At 42.2% G+C, this 20,376-nt stretch carries 18 protein-coding genes; 11 read left to right on the plus strand and 7 right to left on the minus strand.

Annotated features, from left to right (window positions below; translation table 11 throughout):
- Positions 1–21 precede the first annotated feature (21 nt).
- On the plus strand, positions 22–528 hold the full coding sequence (locus BLT94_RS00145; RefSeq protein ID WP_092229320.1) for a CvpA family protein: 507 nt from the start codon (positions 22–24) through the stop codon (positions 526–528).
- A 3-nt stretch (positions 529–531) separates the two neighbouring features.
- On the plus strand, positions 532–1,317 hold the full coding sequence (gene mazG, locus BLT94_RS00150) for a nucleoside triphosphate pyrophosphohydrolase (protein ID WP_092229322.1): 786 nt from the start codon (positions 532–534) through the stop codon (positions 1,315–1,317).
- On the opposite strand, the gene BLT94_RS00155 is transcribed toward mazG, so the two are convergent.
- The 4 genes from BLT94_RS00155 to BLT94_RS00170 form a co-directional block, all read right to left on the minus strand.
- Positions 1,305–1,763, minus strand: a complete 459-nt coding sequence (locus BLT94_RS00155; RefSeq protein WP_092229324.1) for a hypothetical protein — start codon at positions 1,761–1,763, stop codon at positions 1,305–1,307. The genes mazG and BLT94_RS00155 overlap by 13 nt on opposite strands.
- 162 nt (positions 1,764–1,925) lie before the next feature.
- A complete protein-coding gene (locus BLT94_RS00160; RefSeq protein WP_092229325.1) occupies positions 1,926–2,225 on the minus strand; it encodes a flagellar biosynthesis anti-sigma factor FlgM in 300 nt (99 codons plus the stop codon).
- A 13-nt stretch (positions 2,226–2,238) separates the two neighbouring features.
- Positions 2,239–2,661, minus strand: a complete 423-nt coding sequence (locus BLT94_RS00165) for a DVU0524 family FlgM-associated protein (RefSeq protein WP_092229327.1) — start codon at positions 2,659–2,661, stop codon at positions 2,239–2,241.
- 57 nt (positions 2,662–2,718) lie between these two features.
- On the minus strand, positions 2,719–4,008 hold the full coding sequence (locus BLT94_RS00170) for a class II fructose-bisphosphate aldolase (protein ID WP_092229329.1): 1,290 nt from the start codon (positions 4,006–4,008) through the stop codon (positions 2,719–2,721).
- 300 nt (positions 4,009–4,308) lie between these two features.
- Between BLT94_RS00170 and BLT94_RS00175 the strand changes: the two genes are divergently transcribed.
- The 4 genes from BLT94_RS00175 to BLT94_RS00190 all read left to right on the plus strand — a co-directional run bounded on the left by BLT94_RS00175 (position 4,309) and on the right by BLT94_RS00190 (position 8,924).
- Positions 4,309–4,893: a TetR/AcrR family transcriptional regulator gene (locus tag BLT94_RS00175; RefSeq protein ID WP_175530217.1), complete on the plus strand. Its 585-nt coding sequence runs from the start codon at positions 4,309–4,311 to the stop codon at positions 4,891–4,893.
- Positions 4,894–5,020: 127 nt separating this feature from the next.
- Positions 5,021–7,084: a (Fe-S)-binding protein gene (locus BLT94_RS00180; protein WP_014956640.1), complete on the plus strand. Its 2,064-nt coding sequence runs from the start codon at positions 5,021–5,023 to the stop codon at positions 7,082–7,084.
- Positions 7,085–7,170: 86 nt separating this feature from the next.
- Positions 7,171–7,956 carry an electron transfer flavoprotein subunit beta/FixA family protein gene (locus BLT94_RS00185; protein ID WP_014956641.1) on the plus strand — a complete coding sequence of 262 codons (786 nt, stop codon included), beginning with the start codon at positions 7,171–7,173 and terminating at the stop codon, positions 7,954–7,956.
- A gap of 2 nt (positions 7,957–7,958) precedes the next feature.
- Positions 7,959–8,924, plus strand: coding sequence for an electron transfer flavoprotein subunit alpha/FixB family protein (locus BLT94_RS00190; RefSeq protein WP_092229331.1), 966 nt, complete (start codon positions 7,959–7,961; stop codon positions 8,922–8,924).
- An 82-nt stretch (positions 8,925–9,006) separates the two neighbouring features.
- Here the strand turns inward: BLT94_RS00190 and BLT94_RS00195 are convergent, their stop codons facing one another.
- The 3 genes from BLT94_RS00195 to BLT94_RS00205 are packed head-to-tail and all read right to left on the minus strand — an operon-like array spanning position 9,007 to position 12,702.
- Positions 9,007–10,251, minus strand: coding sequence for a nickel-dependent lactate racemase family protein (locus tag BLT94_RS00195; RefSeq protein ID WP_092229333.1), 1,245 nt, complete (start codon positions 10,249–10,251; stop codon positions 9,007–9,009).
- Positions 10,252–10,303: 52 nt separating this feature from the next.
- On the minus strand, positions 10,304–11,251 hold the full coding sequence (locus BLT94_RS00200) for a hydrogenase iron-sulfur subunit (protein ID WP_092229334.1): 948 nt from the start codon (positions 11,249–11,251) through the stop codon (positions 10,304–10,306).
- A 17-nt stretch (positions 11,252–11,268) separates the two neighbouring features.
- Positions 11,269–12,702 carry an FAD-binding oxidoreductase gene (locus BLT94_RS00205; RefSeq protein ID WP_014956645.1) on the minus strand — a complete coding sequence of 478 codons (1,434 nt, stop codon included), beginning with the start codon at positions 12,700–12,702 and terminating at the stop codon, positions 11,269–11,271.
- 223 nt (positions 12,703–12,925) lie between these two features.
- Between BLT94_RS00205 and BLT94_RS00210 the strand changes: the two genes are divergently transcribed.
- The 5 genes from BLT94_RS00210 to BLT94_RS00230 all read left to right on the plus strand — a co-directional run bounded on the left by BLT94_RS00210 (position 12,926) and on the right by BLT94_RS00230 (position 20,232).
- Entirely contained in the window at positions 12,926–14,866 is a 1,941-nt protein-coding gene (locus BLT94_RS00210; protein WP_092229335.1) for an ASKHA domain-containing protein, read from the plus strand.
- Positions 14,863–16,407, plus strand: a complete 1,545-nt coding sequence (locus tag BLT94_RS00215; RefSeq protein ID WP_092229336.1) for an ASKHA domain-containing protein — start codon at positions 14,863–14,865, stop codon at positions 16,405–16,407. Before BLT94_RS00210 ends, BLT94_RS00215 begins: the two co-directional genes overlap by 4 nt.
- A gap of 172 nt (positions 16,408–16,579) precedes the next feature.
- Positions 16,580–16,981 (plus strand): hypothetical protein, encoded by a 402-nt coding sequence (locus BLT94_RS00220; protein WP_139168955.1) that lies wholly within the window; start codon positions 16,580–16,582, stop codon positions 16,979–16,981.
- 397 nt (positions 16,982–17,378) lie between these two features.
- Positions 17,379–19,001: a glutamate formimidoyltransferase gene (ftcD, locus tag BLT94_RS00225; RefSeq protein WP_092230068.1), complete on the plus strand. Its 1,623-nt coding sequence runs from the start codon at positions 17,379–17,381 to the stop codon at positions 18,999–19,001.
- A 46-nt stretch (positions 19,002–19,047) separates the two neighbouring features.
- Positions 19,048–20,232, plus strand: coding sequence for an ATP-grasp domain-containing protein (locus tag BLT94_RS00230; RefSeq protein ID WP_092229339.1), 1,185 nt, complete (start codon positions 19,048–19,050; stop codon positions 20,230–20,232).
- The last annotated feature ends 144 nt before the right edge of the window (positions 20,233–20,376 follow it).

Here is a 20,376-nt window from a genome sequence, read left to right on the forward strand (position 1 = left end):
AATCAGGGGAAAAGGGGAAATATGAACGCTTTTGATATTGCCGTGATTGTGATTGTTTCATTTTGTCTGATAAGGGGGCTTTTCAGAGGATTGATCGGAGAGGTTTCCGGAATCATCGGTGTTGCCGCAGGGTTTTATGGTGCCTATACATACTATCCCTTGATAACCCCTTATGCCGAATCATGGATTGAAAATCCAGGAATCAGAAATATTGCGGTTTTTTTTCTTTTGTTTTGTGCTGTTTTAATCGCCGTCAGTATTGCTTCGGTATTGATCCGGAAATTTCTGAATCTTGTTTTTTTAGGGTGGATAGACAGAACCTTTGGTCTTGTTTTTGGGGCTGCCAAAGGGATTTTGATTGTATCGGTTCTTTTTATTATGATCACAACATTTTTGCCAAAGGATTCAAGCTTTTTGGCCGGCTCAAAATTTTCTCCTTATGTTGCACAAGTATCTAAAACCATGACTGTGTTTTTATCCCAAAATACCAGAAAAGATTTTTTAAAAAAGTTGGAAGGAATTCTTTAAGATTTGGAAACGATAGATGCACTGTTTAACATTATCCGAACATTAAGAAGCAAAAACGGGTGTGCGTGGGATCAAAAACAAACCCCTGAAACCATGTGGAAATGCCTTGCAGAAGAATTATATGAACTGGAAGAGGCAATTGCAAAACAAGACATGCAAAATATATGCGAGGAATTGGGGGATGTTCTGTTTCAATTGATATTTGTTTTGGAGATTTTTCAGGAAAAACAGGCTTTTACGTTTTCAGAAGTGGTGGACAAGGTCTCAAAAAAGATGATCCGCCGTCATCCCCATGTATACGAAGATGCCAGTATATCAAATGAACAAGAGTTGAATCAACAGTGGGAATCAATCAAAGCTCTTGAGCATGAAGAAAATGGACAGATAAGAGCATCGGTGCTGGATTCGGTTCCCAAAGGGATGCCATCGTTGATTCGTGCCTTGAAAGTGTCCAAATGTGCTGTAAAAGAAGGATTTGACTGGGATAATATCCATGAAGTACTGGATGCGGCCAAAGATGAAATCAATGAGTTTGAAGAAGCCTTAAGATCCGGGAGTAAAAACGAGGCAATGATGGAATTTGGCGATATTTTGTTTACTCTTGTCAATGTGGCAAGAGTTGCAGGGTTTCATCCTGAAACTGCTCTTGCCGGTTCTACGGCAAAGTTTGAAGGCCGGTTCAGGTTGATGGAAAAAGAGTTAAAGGAGAAACAGGTCAATCTTAAAGATCTTTCAAAGAATCAAAAAGAACTGTTTTGGAACCGGGCAAAACAATCCTATGACAGATAATCGCCCCTTTGAAATTTAAGGTATTCTGTTTGTGCCGTTATAATCGTCTGAGTTGCAATTTTTTTCAGATTGGCATCCGCATCTGTCAGACGTTCCGTCTCTTTTAACAGGTTGCCTGCCTGATCCTTTATTTTTTCCAGAACCGGGGCAATATTTTTCAAGGAAACGTTCCGATCATCAAGCTTTGATGAGTATGAGTCAAGCATTTCCAGAAGTTTGTCGGTTTTTCCAGACACTATATCGGATGAAGTCATTATATCCAGACCTTTAGATGCAATTTCCCTTAAAGCATTGGTTGACGTAAGTTCCATTTCAGGTGTCTTTGTTCTATCAAGGGCTTTGGTAAATGCAGTTTCAAATGCGCCTGTCTTTTGACTTTTTGAAATCCTGGTATTTAAAGCAGCAAGGGATTGAGCGGATTCATGTATTGAATTTACGTTGGTCATAATGGCCTCCTTTTTTTGTTTAAAGTTTAGAATTGCAAAAGGTATGCCAGGGGTTGTGTTTCTTTTATGCTATCAAGAAAGTGTTATTAAATAGGATGGTTATGATTTTTAGCAGTGGGGTCATACATAAGAGAAGAAAAAAATGCCGGGAAAATATTTCCATTAACTGAGTTCATTTAAGAGTGAACCAGCCATCTTTTCAGCAATGGTTTCAGCATTAATTGTGTATTGATTAGTTTCAAACTTTTGTTTGATATCTGACACATATTTTTTCCTGTCTGCCGGATCAGTTTCCATGGCTTTGGACATTTTTTGAAGATTTTTAGTCCGGTCGGAAAAATTAATTCGGTCGATATTTTTATTAGCATCTACATCGTCATTTTTTTGTGTTTTAATGTTTTTATCGGTTTTGTTGGAATACATCTTATTGATATAACCGGGAGTAGAATTTAATATTTTCATAACTTGTGTCTCCTTATAATTCCATATTGCTGTCTGCTACTTCCCGAGCTAATTCCGTCATTCGTTTAACAACGAAATTTGAATCTTCAACAGATAAGGTATGGGTTGCTTTTTGATTGTGTTCATCAATCACGGTATATGTGAATTGATTTTTATTTTTTGTAAAATTAATTTTTTTTCCTAATTCTTTTTCAATCTGACTTGTGATGTTTTCTTCATTTTTGGCTTTAGGCCCCTCAGTAATGATTTTGTCTACAATACTTGTGGCGACTTTATCAATAATGGTCTGTCTTTTTCCTTCAGAGGATATGGTCACACTGTCGGCAGAACTTTTATTGGTGACACCGAATTTGTTTTTGTTCAATATTTTGCCCTGGCTCAACTGGCGTGAGTAAGTTTTTAGGACATTTTTTATTTGATATGAAGGTATTTGCATTTAATTTCCCCCTTGAACACAATTATCGGTCTGAGAAAATTAAAACTTTAATTTTTTTTAATCATCAAAATTTCCCTCAGGCCCCTTGTCTGTGTTCATCATTGAGGCGGTTTCCATTATTTTTTCTGTTGTCCAGTTGTTTTTTTGTTCAATTTTTTCAGCCTTGAAACCGGGATCATGGGATCTGTTTTTTAAAATTTCATCAATCACTATCCGGGCTGTGTCCGTGGTGTTAAATACATTGGTTAACAGACCGAATACAAAGTCTTCGACATCTTTTGCCATTCTGTCCCGGATTTCTTTTGGCTGTGCCAGTAATTTGTTTTCAAAGGGAAGGTTCAGCTTTTTGAAGTTTCCGCCTTTTATATCATTTGCGTTTGCAAAGGCTTGCATTTCCTTCCACAGCTGTTCTGAAACACCCCGTTTTTTTTGTTTGATAAACTGACCGTTGTTCAGGATGGCGTTTCCATAATCATTGACCTCAACACCCCAGGAGATCATTTGCAGGGCGGTTGCCACGTTGGCTTTGGTTGTACGGGTCTTTGAGGCAATATCTCGAAGTCTTTCGGAATTGTTGCCGGAGGTGCCGTGCTGTGCGCCGGAAATCTTGTATTTGGAAAGTGCTTCATGAATTTGAGCGGTAAGTTCGACATTGATACCGGTATCGCTGGCTTCAATGCCATGGGTTGTGCCATTGTTCAAAGCGATCCAATCAGGGAAAATATTGTGGGCATTAAGTCCTTGAATAAGAAAGAGCGCTTCTTGGGCGGTTGAAAGTCCGAGTTTGCCTTTTATCTCACCGACTTCTGTCTCAAGACCGGCCCATTCCGGCACAAAGGGGTATAATTCAATGTTTGCCAGAAGATTTTGGGCATCCGGCATATGGGAGGCGTCTATGGCAATGGAAGTGATGCCGGCATCAAACAGGGAAGGGATTTGAGTTTTTGCAGGCTCTATGTCTTCTTTTGTTTTTATCCCAAAATGATCCGCATGGATGGCAACGGGAATAGTAATGCCAAGTTCGTTCATGAAGGCATCTGTCTGTCTTGCAATGTTCCATAGGTTAACTGCGCAATAGGCGGCTGTTCCGCCCTCTGATCTGGCAATTTCAATAATAATTGCGGCATTTGCGCGTTGGGCAGCTGCAAGGGCTCCCCTGATCACAAAAGCGTTGCGGCCGTTTGCAGCTATGGTCATGCAGTTTTTTTTGAGTAACATGGCCCGGTCTATATATTTTCCACTGACAATAAGTGCTTTGGAATTAGGAAACAGTTTTTTTATATTGGGGGGTCTGCCAAGATCAAGAGCAGTCTCAAAGTCTGAAGAATATATTAATGGTTTTGTCATGCCGTCTCCCTGATTTTTTTTTGGATTATTTTTTTTAAATATGAAGTATTTTTTGCATGAAAATTATTTAAAATCAAGGAATATCGAATAATGAATTTATATTCATTAATGCCTGCTCAAAATAAAATCATAATAATTATTGAAAAAAATACATATTTTATATCTAAATATCTGTAAAATTAAATTAAATTTATGATTATTCAAATAAATTAATGATATTATTGTTTCTTGACATTTGTAAAACTCTTTTGTTAGATGATGAGTCTTTGTTCATTTTTTCTAAGAAAGGGTGATGCAGGCTTGCAGAAAAATAAATCGGAAAAATACAATAAAATATTAGACAGTGCAGGTGCCGTATTTGCACAATTTGGATTCTACAAGGCAACCATATCCCAGATCGCATCAAGGGCAGGTGTGGCAGACGGTACAGTATATTTGTATTTTAAAAGTAAGGAAGATATCCTTTATCAGTTTATCAGTTTTAAAACCAATTCCGTATTTAAAAAAATAAATGCTGCTGTTGAAAAGGGTCGAAATGCCGAGGAAAAATTGCGTCAATTAATTCGATCTCATATGGATGAATTTCAAAAAGATAAAAATATGGCCATTATTTTTCAGTCGGAAGTCAGATACTTCAGAGATATCCAATTTCAAATTAAAGATATATCAAAAATGTATCTGGAGCTTTTGTCGGATATTATTGAGCAGGGGCAGATTGAAGGAGCCTTTCGACAGGATCTGTTTGTCGGTCTGGTGAAACGTTTTATTCCGGGTGCGGTAGAAGGTGTCATAGGCACCTGGGTATCTGCTGATGGCGGATATGACCTTGTTTCAATGGCAGATCCTCTAGTGGATCTTTATTTGACAGGGATCAGAGAACAGTGAAAGTGGTTTGATATATTGAACGATATAATTTTATTGAATGACGTTTTTTGCTTGACGTGATCTTTTATGTTTATTAAAGCAGTTAAATTTGTATTCATAAGCTAAAAATTTTTGGGAGGTAAGAAGTATGACTTCAATAATCGGACCGGCAAGTTTTAAATTTTTCGGGATATTTCCCGCTGCAATCTTGTCATTTATTATACCTATCATCGGGATAGGATTATTTACCTATATAATGGCAAGGCGTATTGCGCCCCTGGTGAGAGCGAATCCGGATAACAGGTTTGATAAAATCGGCACGCGTGTAAAAAATCTTATCGTTGTCTGGCTTGGGCAGGTACGGCAGCCAAGATACATGCTGGCAGGTGTGCTTCACATTGTTATTTTTGCAGGATTTTTAGTTCTGTCCATTCGTTCATCATCACTTGTTATTATTGGTTTTGCAGACGGATTTGTGTTGCCCGGCTTTGGCGGGGTGGTAGGCGATGTCTATAATTTTTTCAAAGACTATGCTGCAACATTTGTTCTTATTGCCTGTATTATTGCCGCTGTCAGAAGGGGTATCTATAAACCCAAAAGATATGCTGTTCCTGAAAAATACGGCAAGGACCATACATCGGAAGCTGTTTTTGTCCTGGGCATTATTGCAACACTCATGTTATCGGAAAGTCTTTTTGAAGCATCCGAGCTTGCCTATGAATTCCAGAATACCGGACAGGAACATTTTTTAGCTCCCTTGTCTCTGGTATGGATATTTAAAGGTATGCTGGCATCCGTGTCGCCCAATATCCTTCAAGGACTTCATATTATCACCTATTATATTCATGATTTCACCTTTTTCTTTTTTCTTTGTTTTTTACCCTTAGGCAAACATTTTCATGTTATTACATCTGTTTTTAATGTGTTTTTCATGCGGGTTGAAAAAGGAAACATAAAACCTGTAAGGCATGGTATTGCCGATGACAAGCTGGATGATCTTGAGTCTTTTGGTGTAAAAAAACTCGAAGATTTTACCTGGAAGCATATGCTGGATTTTTATTCTTGTGCAGATTGCGGCAGGTGTTCAGACCAATGTCCTGCCAATGCCGTTGGCAGACCATTGTCCCCAAGGTTTATTACCATCAAGGCCAGGGATTTGATATTCAAAAATTATCCGTTTTCAGGAAAAATTTATAAAAGCAATTTATTGGTGGAAGATATTTATACAGAGGATGAAATCTGGTCCTGCACCACCTGTGGTGCCTGTGAACAAGAGTGTCCGCTGGGAATTGAATATATTGACAAAATAGTTGATATGCGCAGGGGGATGGTGGATGAAGGCATGGTGCCCCAGTCTTTGCAAAAACCCTTGAAAGCCCTTGAAAAACGTGGAAATCCCTATGGGAAAATGGAGAAAAAACGCGCAGACTGGGCAAATGATAAAGAGTTCAAGGCAAACTGGCAGGTTAAAGATCTTGCCAAGGATGAAGCCGACACTCTCTATTTTGTAGACAGTATTACATCCTATGACGATAACATCCAGGAAATTGCCAGACGGACATCAATTATTCTGACAAAAGCAGGCGTTGATTTTGGTGTTCTGGGTAAACAGGAAAAAGACAGTGGAAATGAAGTATTACGCTTTGGCGAGGAAATGCTGTACCAGGATTTGAAAGAACAAAACACCGAAGCTATTAAGGATACCGGGGTAAAACAGATTGTAACGGCAGATCCCCATGCCTATAATGCATTGAAAAATGATTATAAAGATCTTCCGCCGGTTAAACATATCAGCCAGATTGTTGCCGAGAAAATAACTTCGGGAGAACTTGAGCTTAAACCCTGCCAGAATCCTGATGCGGTTTATGTCTACCATGATCCTTGTTATCTGGGACGGCATAACGGGATATATGAAGATCCCAGACAGGCTCTTGATGCTATTAACGGATTAACAAGGGTAGAGCTTGAAAAGAGCCGTGATCGATCCTTTTGCTGCGGCGGCGGTGGTTTGATGCTTTTTTATGAACCTGAAGAAGAAACAAGAATGGGAGTTTTAAGGGTTAATATGGCTGCTGAGGCCGGAGCAACAGTTATTGTAACTGCCTGTCCTTTCTGCCTGGTGAATATCCAGGATGCGATCAAGGTCGCTGGAAAAGAAGGAGAGATGGAAGCATTGGATTTTACAGAACTAATTGAACAGCATCTTGCATAAAATAAATGCGTTACCGATTACTGAAGGTTTCAGGATTATAGAAATTTTATAATCGGTAACAGACTATTGATTTAAAGGAGACAAGAATGGAAATTTTAGTATGTGTCAAGAGAGTGCCTGATACTGCTGAGAATGAGTTTGAACTCAACAGTGCCGGAAATGATCTTGATCGAGACGACTTGGTTTATTCAGTGAACGAATGGGATAATTATGCGGTTGAAGAAGCAATCCAGATTGTAGATAACGTTGGTGGAAGTGTAACGGTTATCGCTGTGGGTGATGATGAGTCGGAAGAAGTGTTGAGACGTGAAATGGCAATGGGTGCAAATAATGGTATCCTTCTTTCCGATGATGCATTTGTAGCATCTGATGGCAAGGGAATTGCGACCATCCTTAAGGCGGAAATTGAAAAAGGCAGTTATGATCTGATCATGACCGGTGCCCAGGCAGATGAAGGGGCAGGTCAGGTAGGTGGAATGCTGGCTGCAATGCTGGATATGCCCTATGCATCGCTGGTAAATAAAATCGAACCAGGTGATGGCAAAATTATAGTTGGCAGAGAAATTGAGGGTGGCAACCAGGAAATGAATGAAGTGCAGCTTCCCTGTGTTGTTTCTATCCAGACTGGTATTAATGAACCCCGTTATGTGGGTATCCGCGGTATCAGAAAAGTTGCCAGCGTTGATATCCCTGTAAAAGGCGCAGGCGATCTTGGTATTGATGCCGGCAGTGTAGGAGATGCAGGTGCAAAAACCAAAAGAGTAGATTATTTTGTGCCCGATATGGGTGATGGTGCTGAGATGCTTGAAGGCTCCACAGGTGAGATCATTGAAAAGCTGATTGAGAAGCTTAAAGCAAAAGGAGGGCTCTAATCATGACACAGATTTTTGCATATATTCCATTTAAAAACGGTGCTGCTGAAGATGTGGCATTAGAGTTCCCTTCAGCTGCCAAGAAAATTGATGAAAGTGCATCCCTGACCGCAGTTGTAACAGGATCTGGTGCGGATCTTGATAAAGTGGCCAATGACATGACCGCTGTTTATTCTGAAGTGATTAAAATTGATAACGCAGATCTTGCTTATCCAAATGCTGAGGTTGTCAGAAAAGCCCTTGTGAATGTTCTTCCTGCTGATGCCGTTATTCTTGTGGGTCATGATACTTTTGGAATGGATCTTGCTCCCGGTCTTTCCGTAAAAATGGATTCAGCGTATGCCGCAGATATTGTTGATTTCGAGGGAATAGAAGGAAGTACCTTGAAAACAATTCGTCAGGAACTGGGCGGAGCTGTCTACACCCATGTGACCGTTGATATCTCTTCCGGGGCTGTGCTTACTGTCAGACCAGGATCTTTTGCTCCGGTTGAAGGTGGTGCAGGCGGGTCAGTTACGGATAAATCCGGCGATGCAGGAGATCTTTCCGCAAAAAGAAAATTCCTTGAAATTGTTGAAGCTGAAGTGGGTGATGTTGATATCACAAAATCCGATGTACTGGTATCCATTGGCCGTGGTATTGAAGATGAAGACAATATTGAAATTGCCCAGGAACTGGCCGAAGCAATGAAAGCTGTTGTATCATGTTCAAGACCCATTGTTGATGCCAAATGGCTGGAAAAATCACGTCAGGTTGGAACATCCGGCCAGACTGTTAAGCCCAAGGTGTACATGGCTATGGGAATTTCCGGCTCTTTTCAGCATATGGGCGGTGTCAAAGGCAATCCATTCATCGTTGCAGTTAACAAGAATCCCAAAGCCCCAATTTTCCAGGTGGCTGATGTCGGTATTGTAGAAGATATTCTTGAGTTTATGCCCGAGCTTGCCGAAGCAATTAAAGATCTTTAAGATTTAAGATCTGATAAATAGCGTGTTTTGAAAAAAGGGATCTGATCCAAGGAAAAGATCCCTTTTTTATTTGATCTTTTTTTTATTTTATTAAAGGAACTGTAAGTCCGCCATCCATTAAAAACAGGACACGGGCATCCTGGCCTTTTTCTTCAAGGGCCTTGTCAATGGCCGTCTGAAGATCACTGAACGGCTTGATAAACAGCTTGGATATGACCTGAGGCTCAACATTCGTTACCCCCCACATCTGTGCCCAAAGCCCTATTTCAGCCATTTTTGCCGCTTTGTGATACCCTAAAACATATCCTTTTTCAATGGTTTCAAGGGCTTTTTTGGGTGTGCTGCTTGAACCCAAAAGATCTGCAAAGGCCTTGCCGCCGATACCGCACCTGCATTTTGCCACAAGTATCATGATTCCGTCGTCTTTCAGGGCGAGTTTTGCATTATCAATGCCTTTCTGGGCCTGGTACAGGTCAATATCCTGGGGAAATTTCACCACGGATACGACAATGTCGGCTTTTTCTTTTAAAGGGGCTGCAAACACCTCGTTGGCAAGGTCAATGGCAGCATGAAAAGAGTCATTGATATGGCCGCAGCAGGTTCCATACACTTTATGGTGTTTATCCAGGACCGTCATGATGGAAAAGATTTCCTGTTTAACGGTTTTAATGGCATCCATCATATCTTCATGTACAGGGTTGCCTTCAAGGGATAATGCCTTTGCTGCCGGAGAAAGCGCAAGTTTATGGTTTTGCTCTATAGTGTCATATCCGGCAATTCCGGGCAGATAGGATTTGCGCCCACCTGTATATCCGGCAAAATAATGGGGTTCCACAGAGGATATGATAATGATCTTATCCGCCTCAACCCCGGCCTTGTTGACACACATCGGCGTCCCATTGGTGGAGGTTCCCAAAAACACCATGTCTTCTTTAGCCCTTGCATCATGCACAATAATCCGGTTTTTTATCTTTTCATAGTAGTAGCCGAAAATCTGAAGATACTCTTCATCTGACGGTCCCCTGTGGGCACCGGTGGCAATGATGAAATTAAAATTTGTCTGTTTTAAGTCGTCATAAATAAATTCAAGGATTTTTTGGGTGGGAGTGGGTCGTGTGGCATCGTTGACAATAACCAGCACCTTTTTTGCGTCACTTAAAAATTCCTTAAAGGTTTTGCTGTTGATCGGTGTATGAATGCCGTTTTTTATGGTTTGCTCTTCATCACCGATTTTGACATCATTGGCTTCAAGAAAATCGACCTTGATGTCATCACTTATCCGGACCGGCATGGAGCTGTTTCTTCCATAGGGAACATCAATTTTCATAACAGCATTCCTTTGTTCATAACATCACTTGCTCTATTCATAACACCACCCTTTAGCGGATGGGACCCATTTTATTGAGATCTGCAACAAATGTATCAATCTGCGCCTGGAATAATGCCTTGTCTCCCGGTGGGATCTGGACAAGCTGAATTCGTTCCGGATTAATATCAATGCTTTTGAATGTGTTGCGAAGGCTTTCAACTGTTTTTTTGGCTCTCAGGTTGCCGTCATGGCGACACTCGTTGTCTGTGCAGCAGGCTGCCATCACTCCCCAGGCATTTTGAAGAAAGGGTGCCATCAACATATGGGCTTCAAGGCGTCCGCCACACATGTTCACCAGGATTTCATACTCTTTATCTTTTATTTCTGATTCCGGGAGTATGGATGCCTGAAGCTCCGGGTAATAGGACCAGTTGCAGGCAAAAATAATAGCCTTGGCAGAGTCATGACTTGTTAAAAAATTAGAGGCCTTTTCAATCAGCTCAATTTTAGCGGTTCCAAAATGTTTTTCAATATCGGCTGCCCCTGCTGGACAAACTTCAATACAGATGCCGCATGACTGGCATTTTGACGGGTCCGTGACAATCGCGTTTCCGTCAAAAAACCTGGCTTCATGGGGGCAGGCCTTTACGCAGATAAGGCAGCGGGCACAATTTAATTTGGTTGTCGAGGTTGTGCCGGGCCCTTTGAAGTTCATTTCAACAAGGTCTTTTCTGGCATCCGTAAAAATTTGGGTTAAGGTAACGCCTGATGAACATGCCGCTTCGCAACGTCCGCAAAAAAAGCATGAAAACATTTTATCCGCAGCGGATTCTGACAATTCAACCTCTCCTGACAACAGGCCGAAAGCAGTTATTATTTTTGCCCTGGGTGCGTCGGATTCCCAGCCGGTATGCTTGAACATGGGGCAATGTTCGTAACAATATCCGCACCGGATACAATTTGCCAGTGTAGCGTGCCATTTTTCAAGATGCTTGAATTTTTTTGTTTTATTTTCCATTTCAATCGCCTTTTGATTTAGCAGTTCACGGAATATCTCAAGTTGGTGGCGGTCACCCAGTTTTCAGGGGCCTGCATGAGTTTTCCCGGGTTTAAAATATTATTGGGGTCCAGTGCTTTTTTTATGCAGGCCAGAAGCGTTAAAGAGTCTGATTTCTCAAGTTTAAAGGCTTGGGCCTTGGACAGCCCGATGCCGTGTTCTGCACTGGTGGTCCCGTTAACCGACCGGACATAGTCATAGACCTCAGAGATGGCTTTTTTTGCAGATGCCCACTGGTCTTTTCGTTTTGTGTCCATAAGGATTTTGGTGTGCATGCATCCTGAACCGCAATGACCGTAAGCAGTCATGATAATATTATTTTTGTCGGCTATTTCATGGATTTTTTCAGCCATTTGCGCCATTTTCGAGTAGGGCACAGCCATGTCGTCGGCAAGGGCTGTGCTGGCAAGATTGTCGTCATACTTTGAGAGAGCGGGAAACAGTTTTTTGCGGCCCAGGAATATTTTTTCCCGTTCTTTTGGGTCATAGCTTGAATAAATGTCCTGGCCGTTGTGTCGTTCACAGATGGTTCTCATGTTGTTGATTTCATAATCCACAGCTTCTTTTACCATGCCGTCTGCTTCAAAAATCAATGCAGCTGCAACCTCTTTGAGACCCAGATTCATGGTCTTGTTTACAGCTTTGATGGCAACCGAGTCCACAAGTTCAAGCATTGACGGAATAGCCCCGGAGGCCATGATCGACCCGATGGCTTCTCCGGCGTCTTTGAGAGAGTCAAAATTGGCCACCCCCATGCACCTGAACTCAGGCAGGGGAACAAAGCTCAAGGTTGCCTCCACCACAATCCCTAAGGTGCCTTCAGACCCCACCATGAGTTTGTGAATCTGGTAGCCGGAAGCTTCAACTCTTGTATGGGAGCCAAGAGTGACCAGTTCGCCGTTTGCCATCACAACTTTCATGCCAAGAACGGCATCTCGTGTTGCACCGTATTTTACTGACCTCACACCGCTGGCATTATTTGCAATTTCACCGCCAATGGTGGCAATCCTGCTGGACGCAGGTGTCGGGGGGTAAAAGACCCCGTAAGGCTTCAGAGCAAGGTTGAGATCATCATCCACAACACCCGGTTGAACCCGGCAGTAGACATCTTGGGGGTTGATTTCAAGAATTTTGTTCATTCCCTTCATGTCAAGGACTATTCCCCCCTGGATCGGAACGGTCTGGCCGCACATTCCCGAACCGCCGCCCCTTGCAATAACCGGGATTATATTTTCATTGGCATATCTCATAATTTCCTGTACCTGTGCGGTTGTCTGCGGTCTGACAACGGCCCAGGGCAGTGCATGATGAACAGAAGAGTCAGATCCGTACACATACAGGTCACAAGGGTCGGTTTTAATGTTGCGTTCTCCGACAATATTTTTTAATCTGGCTTCATCAATTTTTTTCATCCGGCTCCCCTTTTGATGAATCTATTATATTTACTAGACGGTTTTTAGTGGTAACCCCCTAATAATTCCATAAAAAAGTGAAAAATTCAATGGGAATCCAAAAGTCCTTGTACAATTGTACTAAAATAAAGATTGTGTTAACTTGCCAAATCAGTGAGAGAATGTTTATACTTCTTTTCGATTTTTTAAATTCAACAAACACATTCAAAAAGGATGTAATATAATGACATATTCAGTAAAATTTTTGCCTCATAATGTAAGCGTTGAGGTTGATGATAATGAGAGCCTGATCCGGGCTGCCATGGAGGCTGGCGTTCACATCAACGCCTCATGTGGCGGTGGTGGTGTCTGTGGCAAATGCAGGGTATTAATAGAAGAGGGTAATGTGGAAGGCGGTATTTCAGAACAACTTTCCGCAGAAGACCAGGACAAAGGGTATCGACTGGCCTGTATGTCCGAAATCGCCTCTGATATTGTGGTGAGAATTCCCATTGAATCAGAGATTGACACCAGCCGTTTGAATCAAATGACAGGCAGCCGTCATACGGCAAAAGCCGTATATGCAAATGTGGATGAACTGCGGCAGGACGGCTTGTTTATCCCGCCGGTGGAAAAGATTTATCTTGAACTGGAACCGGCAACCGCCGAAGACAACCAGGCTGATGTGGCAAGGCTGATCAATCATCTTCGTTTAAAACACGATGAACACCGCCTGACCATGAGGCTGGCGTTGATCAGGAAAATATCCGATATTATCCGGGAAGGAGAATTTAAGGTCACGGTAACGATCATAAGGCCTGTAAGGGAAGACGGCAAAAATGAAATTGTCAATATTGAACCTTTTGATACCACTGACAGGAATTTTGCCATTGCCGTTGATATTGGAACCACCACTGTTTTTGGACAGGCCCTTGATCTGCAGACAGGAGAGGTACTTTCCCAGCACGGTGAATTCAACAGCCAGATCAGCTATGGGGAAGATGTGATTTCCCGGATTATTTTTACCGAAAAGGGTGACGGGCTTGAAATCCTTCATCAAAAAGTTATTGAAACCATTAATACGATCCTTGATAAAATTGTTAAAAAAGCCGGTATCGGTCGGCATGAGGTGACCACCATTACCCTGGCCGGAAACTCCACCATGACCCAGCTGCTGCTGAAAATCAATCCCAGCTATATTCGCCGCGATCCCTATGTGCCGACATCGGTCATGTATCCGCCGTTCCATGCAAGAGAGATCGGCATAGCCCTGGCAGACCATACCGTTGCTTTGATATATCCCGGAGTCTCAAGCTATGTGGGCGGTGATATTATTGCCGGTGTCATGGCCTCGGGCATGTATCGGTCCAGTGAGCTGACCTTGTACATGGATATCGGGACCAATGCGGAAATCGTCATCGGCCATAAGGACTGGATGGTCTGTGCAGCAGCCTCAGCCGGTCCTGCTTTTGAAGGTGGCGGCGTAAAATTTGGCATGCGGGCATCCAAAGGGGCCATTGAGGATTTTTCCATTGATCCGGAAACCTATGAACCAATGATCATAACCGTCGGCAATAAAAAGGCAAAGGGAATCTGCGGTTCCGGCCTGATCATACTCGCAGCAAAACTTCTGGAAACAGGCGTCATAGACTCCAGGGGAAAATTCAACCGGAATCTGGATATACCGAGAATTCGAAAGACCGATGATATCTGGGAGTATGTGCTGGTGTACAAGGAAAATACCCAGATCGATCGGGATATTACCATTACGGAACCTGATCTGGACAACCTGATCAGGGCCAAGGGGGCCATGTACAGCGCGACATTGACACTGCTTGAAGAGATAGGGCTGACAATCCATGATCTGGAAAAGGTTATTCTTGCCGGCGGGTTTGGCAGTTATGTGGACCTGGAAAGTGCCATCACCATTGGCCTGCTGCCTGAAATTGAACCTGAAAAAGTGACTTATCTGGGCAATGGTTCCCTTTTGGGCTGCAAGATCAATTCCTTGACCAATGCTCTTCGCCGTGATGTGGCAAATGTGGTCAATATGATGACAAATTTTGAACTGGCTTCAACTACTTCGTACATGGATCATTATATGGGCGCATTGTTCCTTCCCCATACGGAACTCAATTATTTTCCAAAAGTAAAGGCGCGTCTGGAAAGGTTGCGCAAATTATGAAGAAAAAAGGTTTTGTTCGCACCGTTTTTGTTGAACGCCCGAGTTTAAATGATAACACGGCAGATGCCCAGAGGCTGGAAAAAAGTCTTATGGATGAGCTGGGAGCAGATCAGATTCTGATCCCCCTGCATGTGCTAAAACACCTGCCTTCAAATTTAAGATCCTGGGGCTTTCAGGCAAAGGCTGTTCTGTTTAAAAACCGGCACTCCTGGATACTTCTGGATCTTTTGAACCCCGGGTATGACAACCCGGTTCTGGGAACGGCCATTGATATCGGCACCACCAGAATTGTGATGTCGCTGATAGATCTTGAAACAGGACAGCAGATCGGAGAACAGGGGTTTGATAACCCCCAGGCAGGCATCGGGCCGGATGTCCTGGCAAGAATTCATTATGCCAATCAGCCAGGCGGGCTGGATGAATTGAACCGCCTGGTGATAGAGACCGTGAATCATAATATAGCGGCCCTGTGTGAAGAGAACGGCTGCAGTAAAGAAGACGTCTATCTGGTTACCGGAGCCGGTAACACCGCCATGACCCATCTGTTTTTAGGGATTGAATCTTTTGAGATCATCAAGGAACCCTATATTCCCTGTGTGAATATCCCGGATACCCAGTCGGCAGGAAATTTGAAACTTGATATCAATGACAGAGGGGCGGCATTTTTGTTTCCCAATATCGGATCCTATTTTGGCGGAGATCTGATTGCCGGTATTCTTTATTCGGAACTGGATAAAAAAGAAGAACCCTGTCTAATGGTGGATGTGGGAACCAATGCGGAAATTGTTGTGGGAAACCGGGACTGGCTTATTGCCTGTGCCGGTGCTGCAGGGCCTGCTCTTGAAGGCGGGGTCAGTAAAATGGGCATGACGGCAAAACCCGGTGTCATAGATCGGGTATGGATTGATCCGGATTCTTCTGACCTGAAAATCCATACCATAGAGGATCAAAAACCCATAGGTATCTGCGGGTCCGGCATGATTGATCTGGCCGCAAGCCTGTTTTTATCCAAACGCATTGATATCCGGGGCAAGTTTTCCAAACAGGTCTGTGGTGACAGGCTGTTTGAACGAGAAGGAATCATGGCGTTTGTCCTTGTGGATGAAAGCCATTCAGGAACCGGGAAACCCATCTGCTTAAGCCAGGTGGATTTGAACTCTTTGACCAGCTCCAAGGCGGCCATGTACACCATATTGGAAGTGATCGTGAAGAATACGGCAGGGCTTGAGTTTGAAGAGTTGCAAAAGTTTTATGTGGCAGGAACATTCGGGTCTTTTATCAATCCTGTGTCCGCCATTTCCATCGGCATGCTTCCGGATATTCCCATCTCAACATTCGAAGTCCTTGGCAACAGTTCTCTTGGCGGGGCAAAGGTGTTATTACAAGACCCGGACGCCTTTGAACGGATCATGATCATCCGGCAGTCTATCACCTATATTGAACTGAACGTCAACCAGGAATTCATGAACATGTTTTCCGGTGCCAAATTTTACCCCCATACCGATGCGTCCCGGTTTCCGTCCCTGAAAAATAAAATTTAAAATAAAATCAGATGAGGCTCTTGTTTGAGCCTCGTCAAATAACTTTTGAGCCTCATCAAACAACTGAAGACAGTGAAAATTGACTGTTAATAAGTGGTTATGATATAGTCAATACCTTTAAATTTTATATGAAAGTCCTGAAAAATTCAAAATTCATAAAATGGATCAACAAGTGGAAAATATACAGAAGACTTTTTGCCTTCTAAAGTCAGAGGCTTATATTACAGGAAAAAATGTTTTTATTGAGCAAAGAATAAAGGAAAGCGGATTGGTTATTTCCGAAAGATGGAAAGTTCGCCTGACCTTTAGTGATATTTTTAGATTGTACGACGGTTGGATACCGCGAATCGCTTCAACAATGCGCTTTCCCCCACTTTTTAAGCTGGATATGTATATTCTTGAAGGAGCGAATGCCATAAATCGCATGTACAGCTTGAAGCATAAGATTCGGTATGAGATTTGGGGCTGGGAATATAGGAAAGGCGGATTTTTGCATGCTCCTGATACCTTAGAGGAAGCTCGCAGGCATAAATTAATAATTGAAAACCGAATAATTGAAGTGTTTATAGTGTGATGCAGAAAAAAAATGAAAATCCGATTCAGATATTGAATATTTTTTGAAGATGCCGGTACTGGTTCGGTTGAATAGGTGATTCAATGATATCAATAGGTTGCAGCGATTCATACAAATGAACATGATTGACATAATTATTTGTTATTGCAGATATAATTTGTTAGTATACATTTTTTTGCCTATTCAACTGAACCAGTGCCAATATTGAAGATATTCTTTTAAATCGACTTGCTTTTTAAGCTGATTACATTAAATTACAAACAAGGGTATTTAAACTGATCTCCAAAAGCCTGGTTATAATTTTTAGGGTCGATTTTATAGAGTTGGCTTGTTGGCTTTATGCTAAAAAACTTAATGCCTAACTATGGTGTCTATCATGGTAAAGAAAGGTGCAGGTATGAAAAAAATAGTGGAGTGTGTGCCTAATTTCAGTGAGGGCAGAAATAAAAAAACTATAGACGCCATAGCCGATGCCATCCGACAGACCAAAGGCTGCCGCCTTCTGGATATTGATGCCGGAAACTCTACCAATCGAACGGTTTATACTTTTGTGGGGTCTCCTGAAGCGGTTGTGGAAGGAGCCTTGAGTGCGGCTGTTGTGGCAAGACAAAAAATCGACATGCAGACCCATCAAGGAGAACACCACCGTCTGGGTGCCTTGGATGTGTGTCCGTTTGTTCCTGTCGCCAATGTTACCATGGAGGAGTGTGTTGATATTTCCAAAGAATTCGGCAGGCGGTTGGCAGAAAATATGGGTATTCCCGTTTATCTGTATGAGGAATCAGCAAGTCTTGAGTATCGTAAAAAACTTTCCCAGATCAGAGACGGTCAGTATGAAGGGTTAAAAGATAAAATCATCACAAAAGAGTGGAAACCGGATTTCGGGCCTGTCAAATTTATCCCCGAGTGGGGGGCAACGGTCACCGGGGCAAGGTTTTTTTTGATTGCTTATAACGTCAACCTTCTTTCCACGCCCAACCAGGCCCAACGAATTGCTTTGAATCTGCGGGAAGCCGGCCGGGGTAAGGATAAACCCGGAAGGCTTAAGGCCGTCAAAGGCATGGGATGGTATGTGGACGACTATAATTTTGCCCAGGTTACGGTAAATCTGAAAAATTATAACCTCACACCGCCACATCTGTTGTTTGAAGAAGTTAAAAAAGATGCAGACAAGCTCAATATTGCCGTTGCAGGGTCTGAGATCGTTGGCCTGGTTCCTTTGGAAGCCATTCTCATGGCGGCTGAGTATTATATTGAAAAAGAACATCTTTTTGTATTAGAGGAAGACCAGAAAGTAAGGCTTGCCATTGAGCGTCTGGGCCTGAATTCCGTGGCCCTGTTCAATCCAAAAGAAAAGATTATCGAATATATCATTGCCGAAGAAAAAAATGAGCCTCTGGCAGGCCTGACAATGAGAAAATTTATTGAAGAGGTTGCTTCAAGAAGTTCGGCTCCGGGCGGCGGTTCTGTTGCTGCCGCTGTTGCCGCCATGGGTGTTGCTCTTGGTTCCATGGTGGCAAAATTGACCCTGGGGGTTCGAAAATTTGAACACCTTGATACAAAAATGCGAGATCTGATTCCTCCTCTTCACCATGCAGCCAAAGACCTGATTCCCTTGATTGATGCCGACACCCATGCCTTTAAAAAGTATGTGCAGGCTCTGGGCCTTCCTGAAGAGACCCGGGTGCAAAAGGATTTTAAACTTGAAACACTGCAACAGGGTCTTAAAACAGCCGTTGAGGTTCCTTTTACAACAATGAAGATTGCCGACGCTGTCTGGGAAGCCATGATCGAGACAGCCAGGTATGGCAATATGGCATCAAAATCAGATGTTCAAGTCGGGGCAATGGCTTTAAAAACAGGCATCCTGGGGGCTTATCAAAATGTTGTGATTAACCTTCCGGAAATAATGGATAAAAGGTTTAAAGATAAAACCTTGAAACAGGCAAAAGATATGAAAACAAGGGCGGAACATAAATGTAAAAAAATTTTGGAAATTCTGGATAGCCGGACATCGTGATTTTTTATCACTTTAATAATTTATTGATAATAATGGATCAAAAAATATGTTTTTTGTAGACAAACCCTATATCTCTGAGTTTTTTAAAACAACCCTCAGGGACAATGCCATTCCTGTGGTTGATACGGATATGGCAAAACAATTAGATCTGTATGGCCAGACAAATATGATCAGTGAGGATGAAGCTGTTAAAATAGTCCAAGACAATGACGATACGATCATTTATACTACATCTGAAAATTCAATCGGTTGGATATCAAAGCATTTAAAATTCAATTGTCTGCCCCAAAAAATAGCCTTGTTTAAAGACAAAGTGAAATTTAGAGAGCTGACCCGGTCAATCTTTCCTGATTTTTATTTTAAAGAGGTTTTGATTGAAGATTTGAAGAAAATCCGGTTTGATCAACTTCCCTTGCCCTTTATTATCAAGCCCAGTGTCGGTTTTTTCAGCATGGGGGTGTACAAGGTTTCAAATTATGCGCAGTGGGGTGATACGATTGAGTCTATTTTTGCACAAATAGAGCAAATCAAAGATTTATATCCTCAACAGGTGTTAAGTACACGCTCTTTTATTATTGAACAATGTATTGACGGCGATGAGTTTGCTGTTGACGCTTATTATAATTCAATTGGTGAACCGGTCATTTTAGGCATCCTCAACCATACGTTTTCTTCAGACACAGATGTCAGTGACAGGGTTTACAGTTCATCCAAAGTGATTATTGAAAATAATCTTGAAGAATTTACGGATTTTGCCGGGAAAATAGGCAAGCTTGCCGGGGTAAAAAAATTTCCGGTCCATATTGAACTTAGACGGCAAACAGATGGAACCTTATTGCCCATTGAGGTCAATCCCATGCGGTTTGGCGGCTGGTGTACCACTGCGGATTTATCCTTTCTGGCCTATGGATTTAATCCTTACCTGTATTATTATCTGCAAAAAAAACCGGATTGGCATGAGGTTCTCAAAGGAAAAGAAGGCAAACTATTCAGTGTTGTTGTATTGGATAATTCCACGGGCATAGACGTGGAAGATATCTCATCGTTTGATTATGACAAGCTGGTTTCAAATTTTGAAAATCCCTTGGAATTAAGAAAAATTGATTATAAAAAGTATCCTGTCTTTGGGTTTTTGTTTACGGAAACCAGGGAAGATAATTTTATTGAACTCAAAAACATACTGGATTCAGACTTGAACGAATTTATATCAACCAATGCTAAAATGGCATGATTTTTTGGATCATATATGCACACTCATCTTGGAACATGTGAGTACCCTGTATGGAAGACATTGATAGAGCCTGCCATGTCGGATGGAGAAACCCGAATAAGTTATGATTAATTAAAGTAGGAGGGGCTTGGATATAAAAAACAT

This window comes from Desulfobacula phenolica, assembly GCF_900105645.1.
Lineage (GTDB): Bacteria > Desulfobacterota > Desulfobacteria > Desulfobacterales > Desulfobacteraceae > Desulfobacula > Desulfobacula toluolica.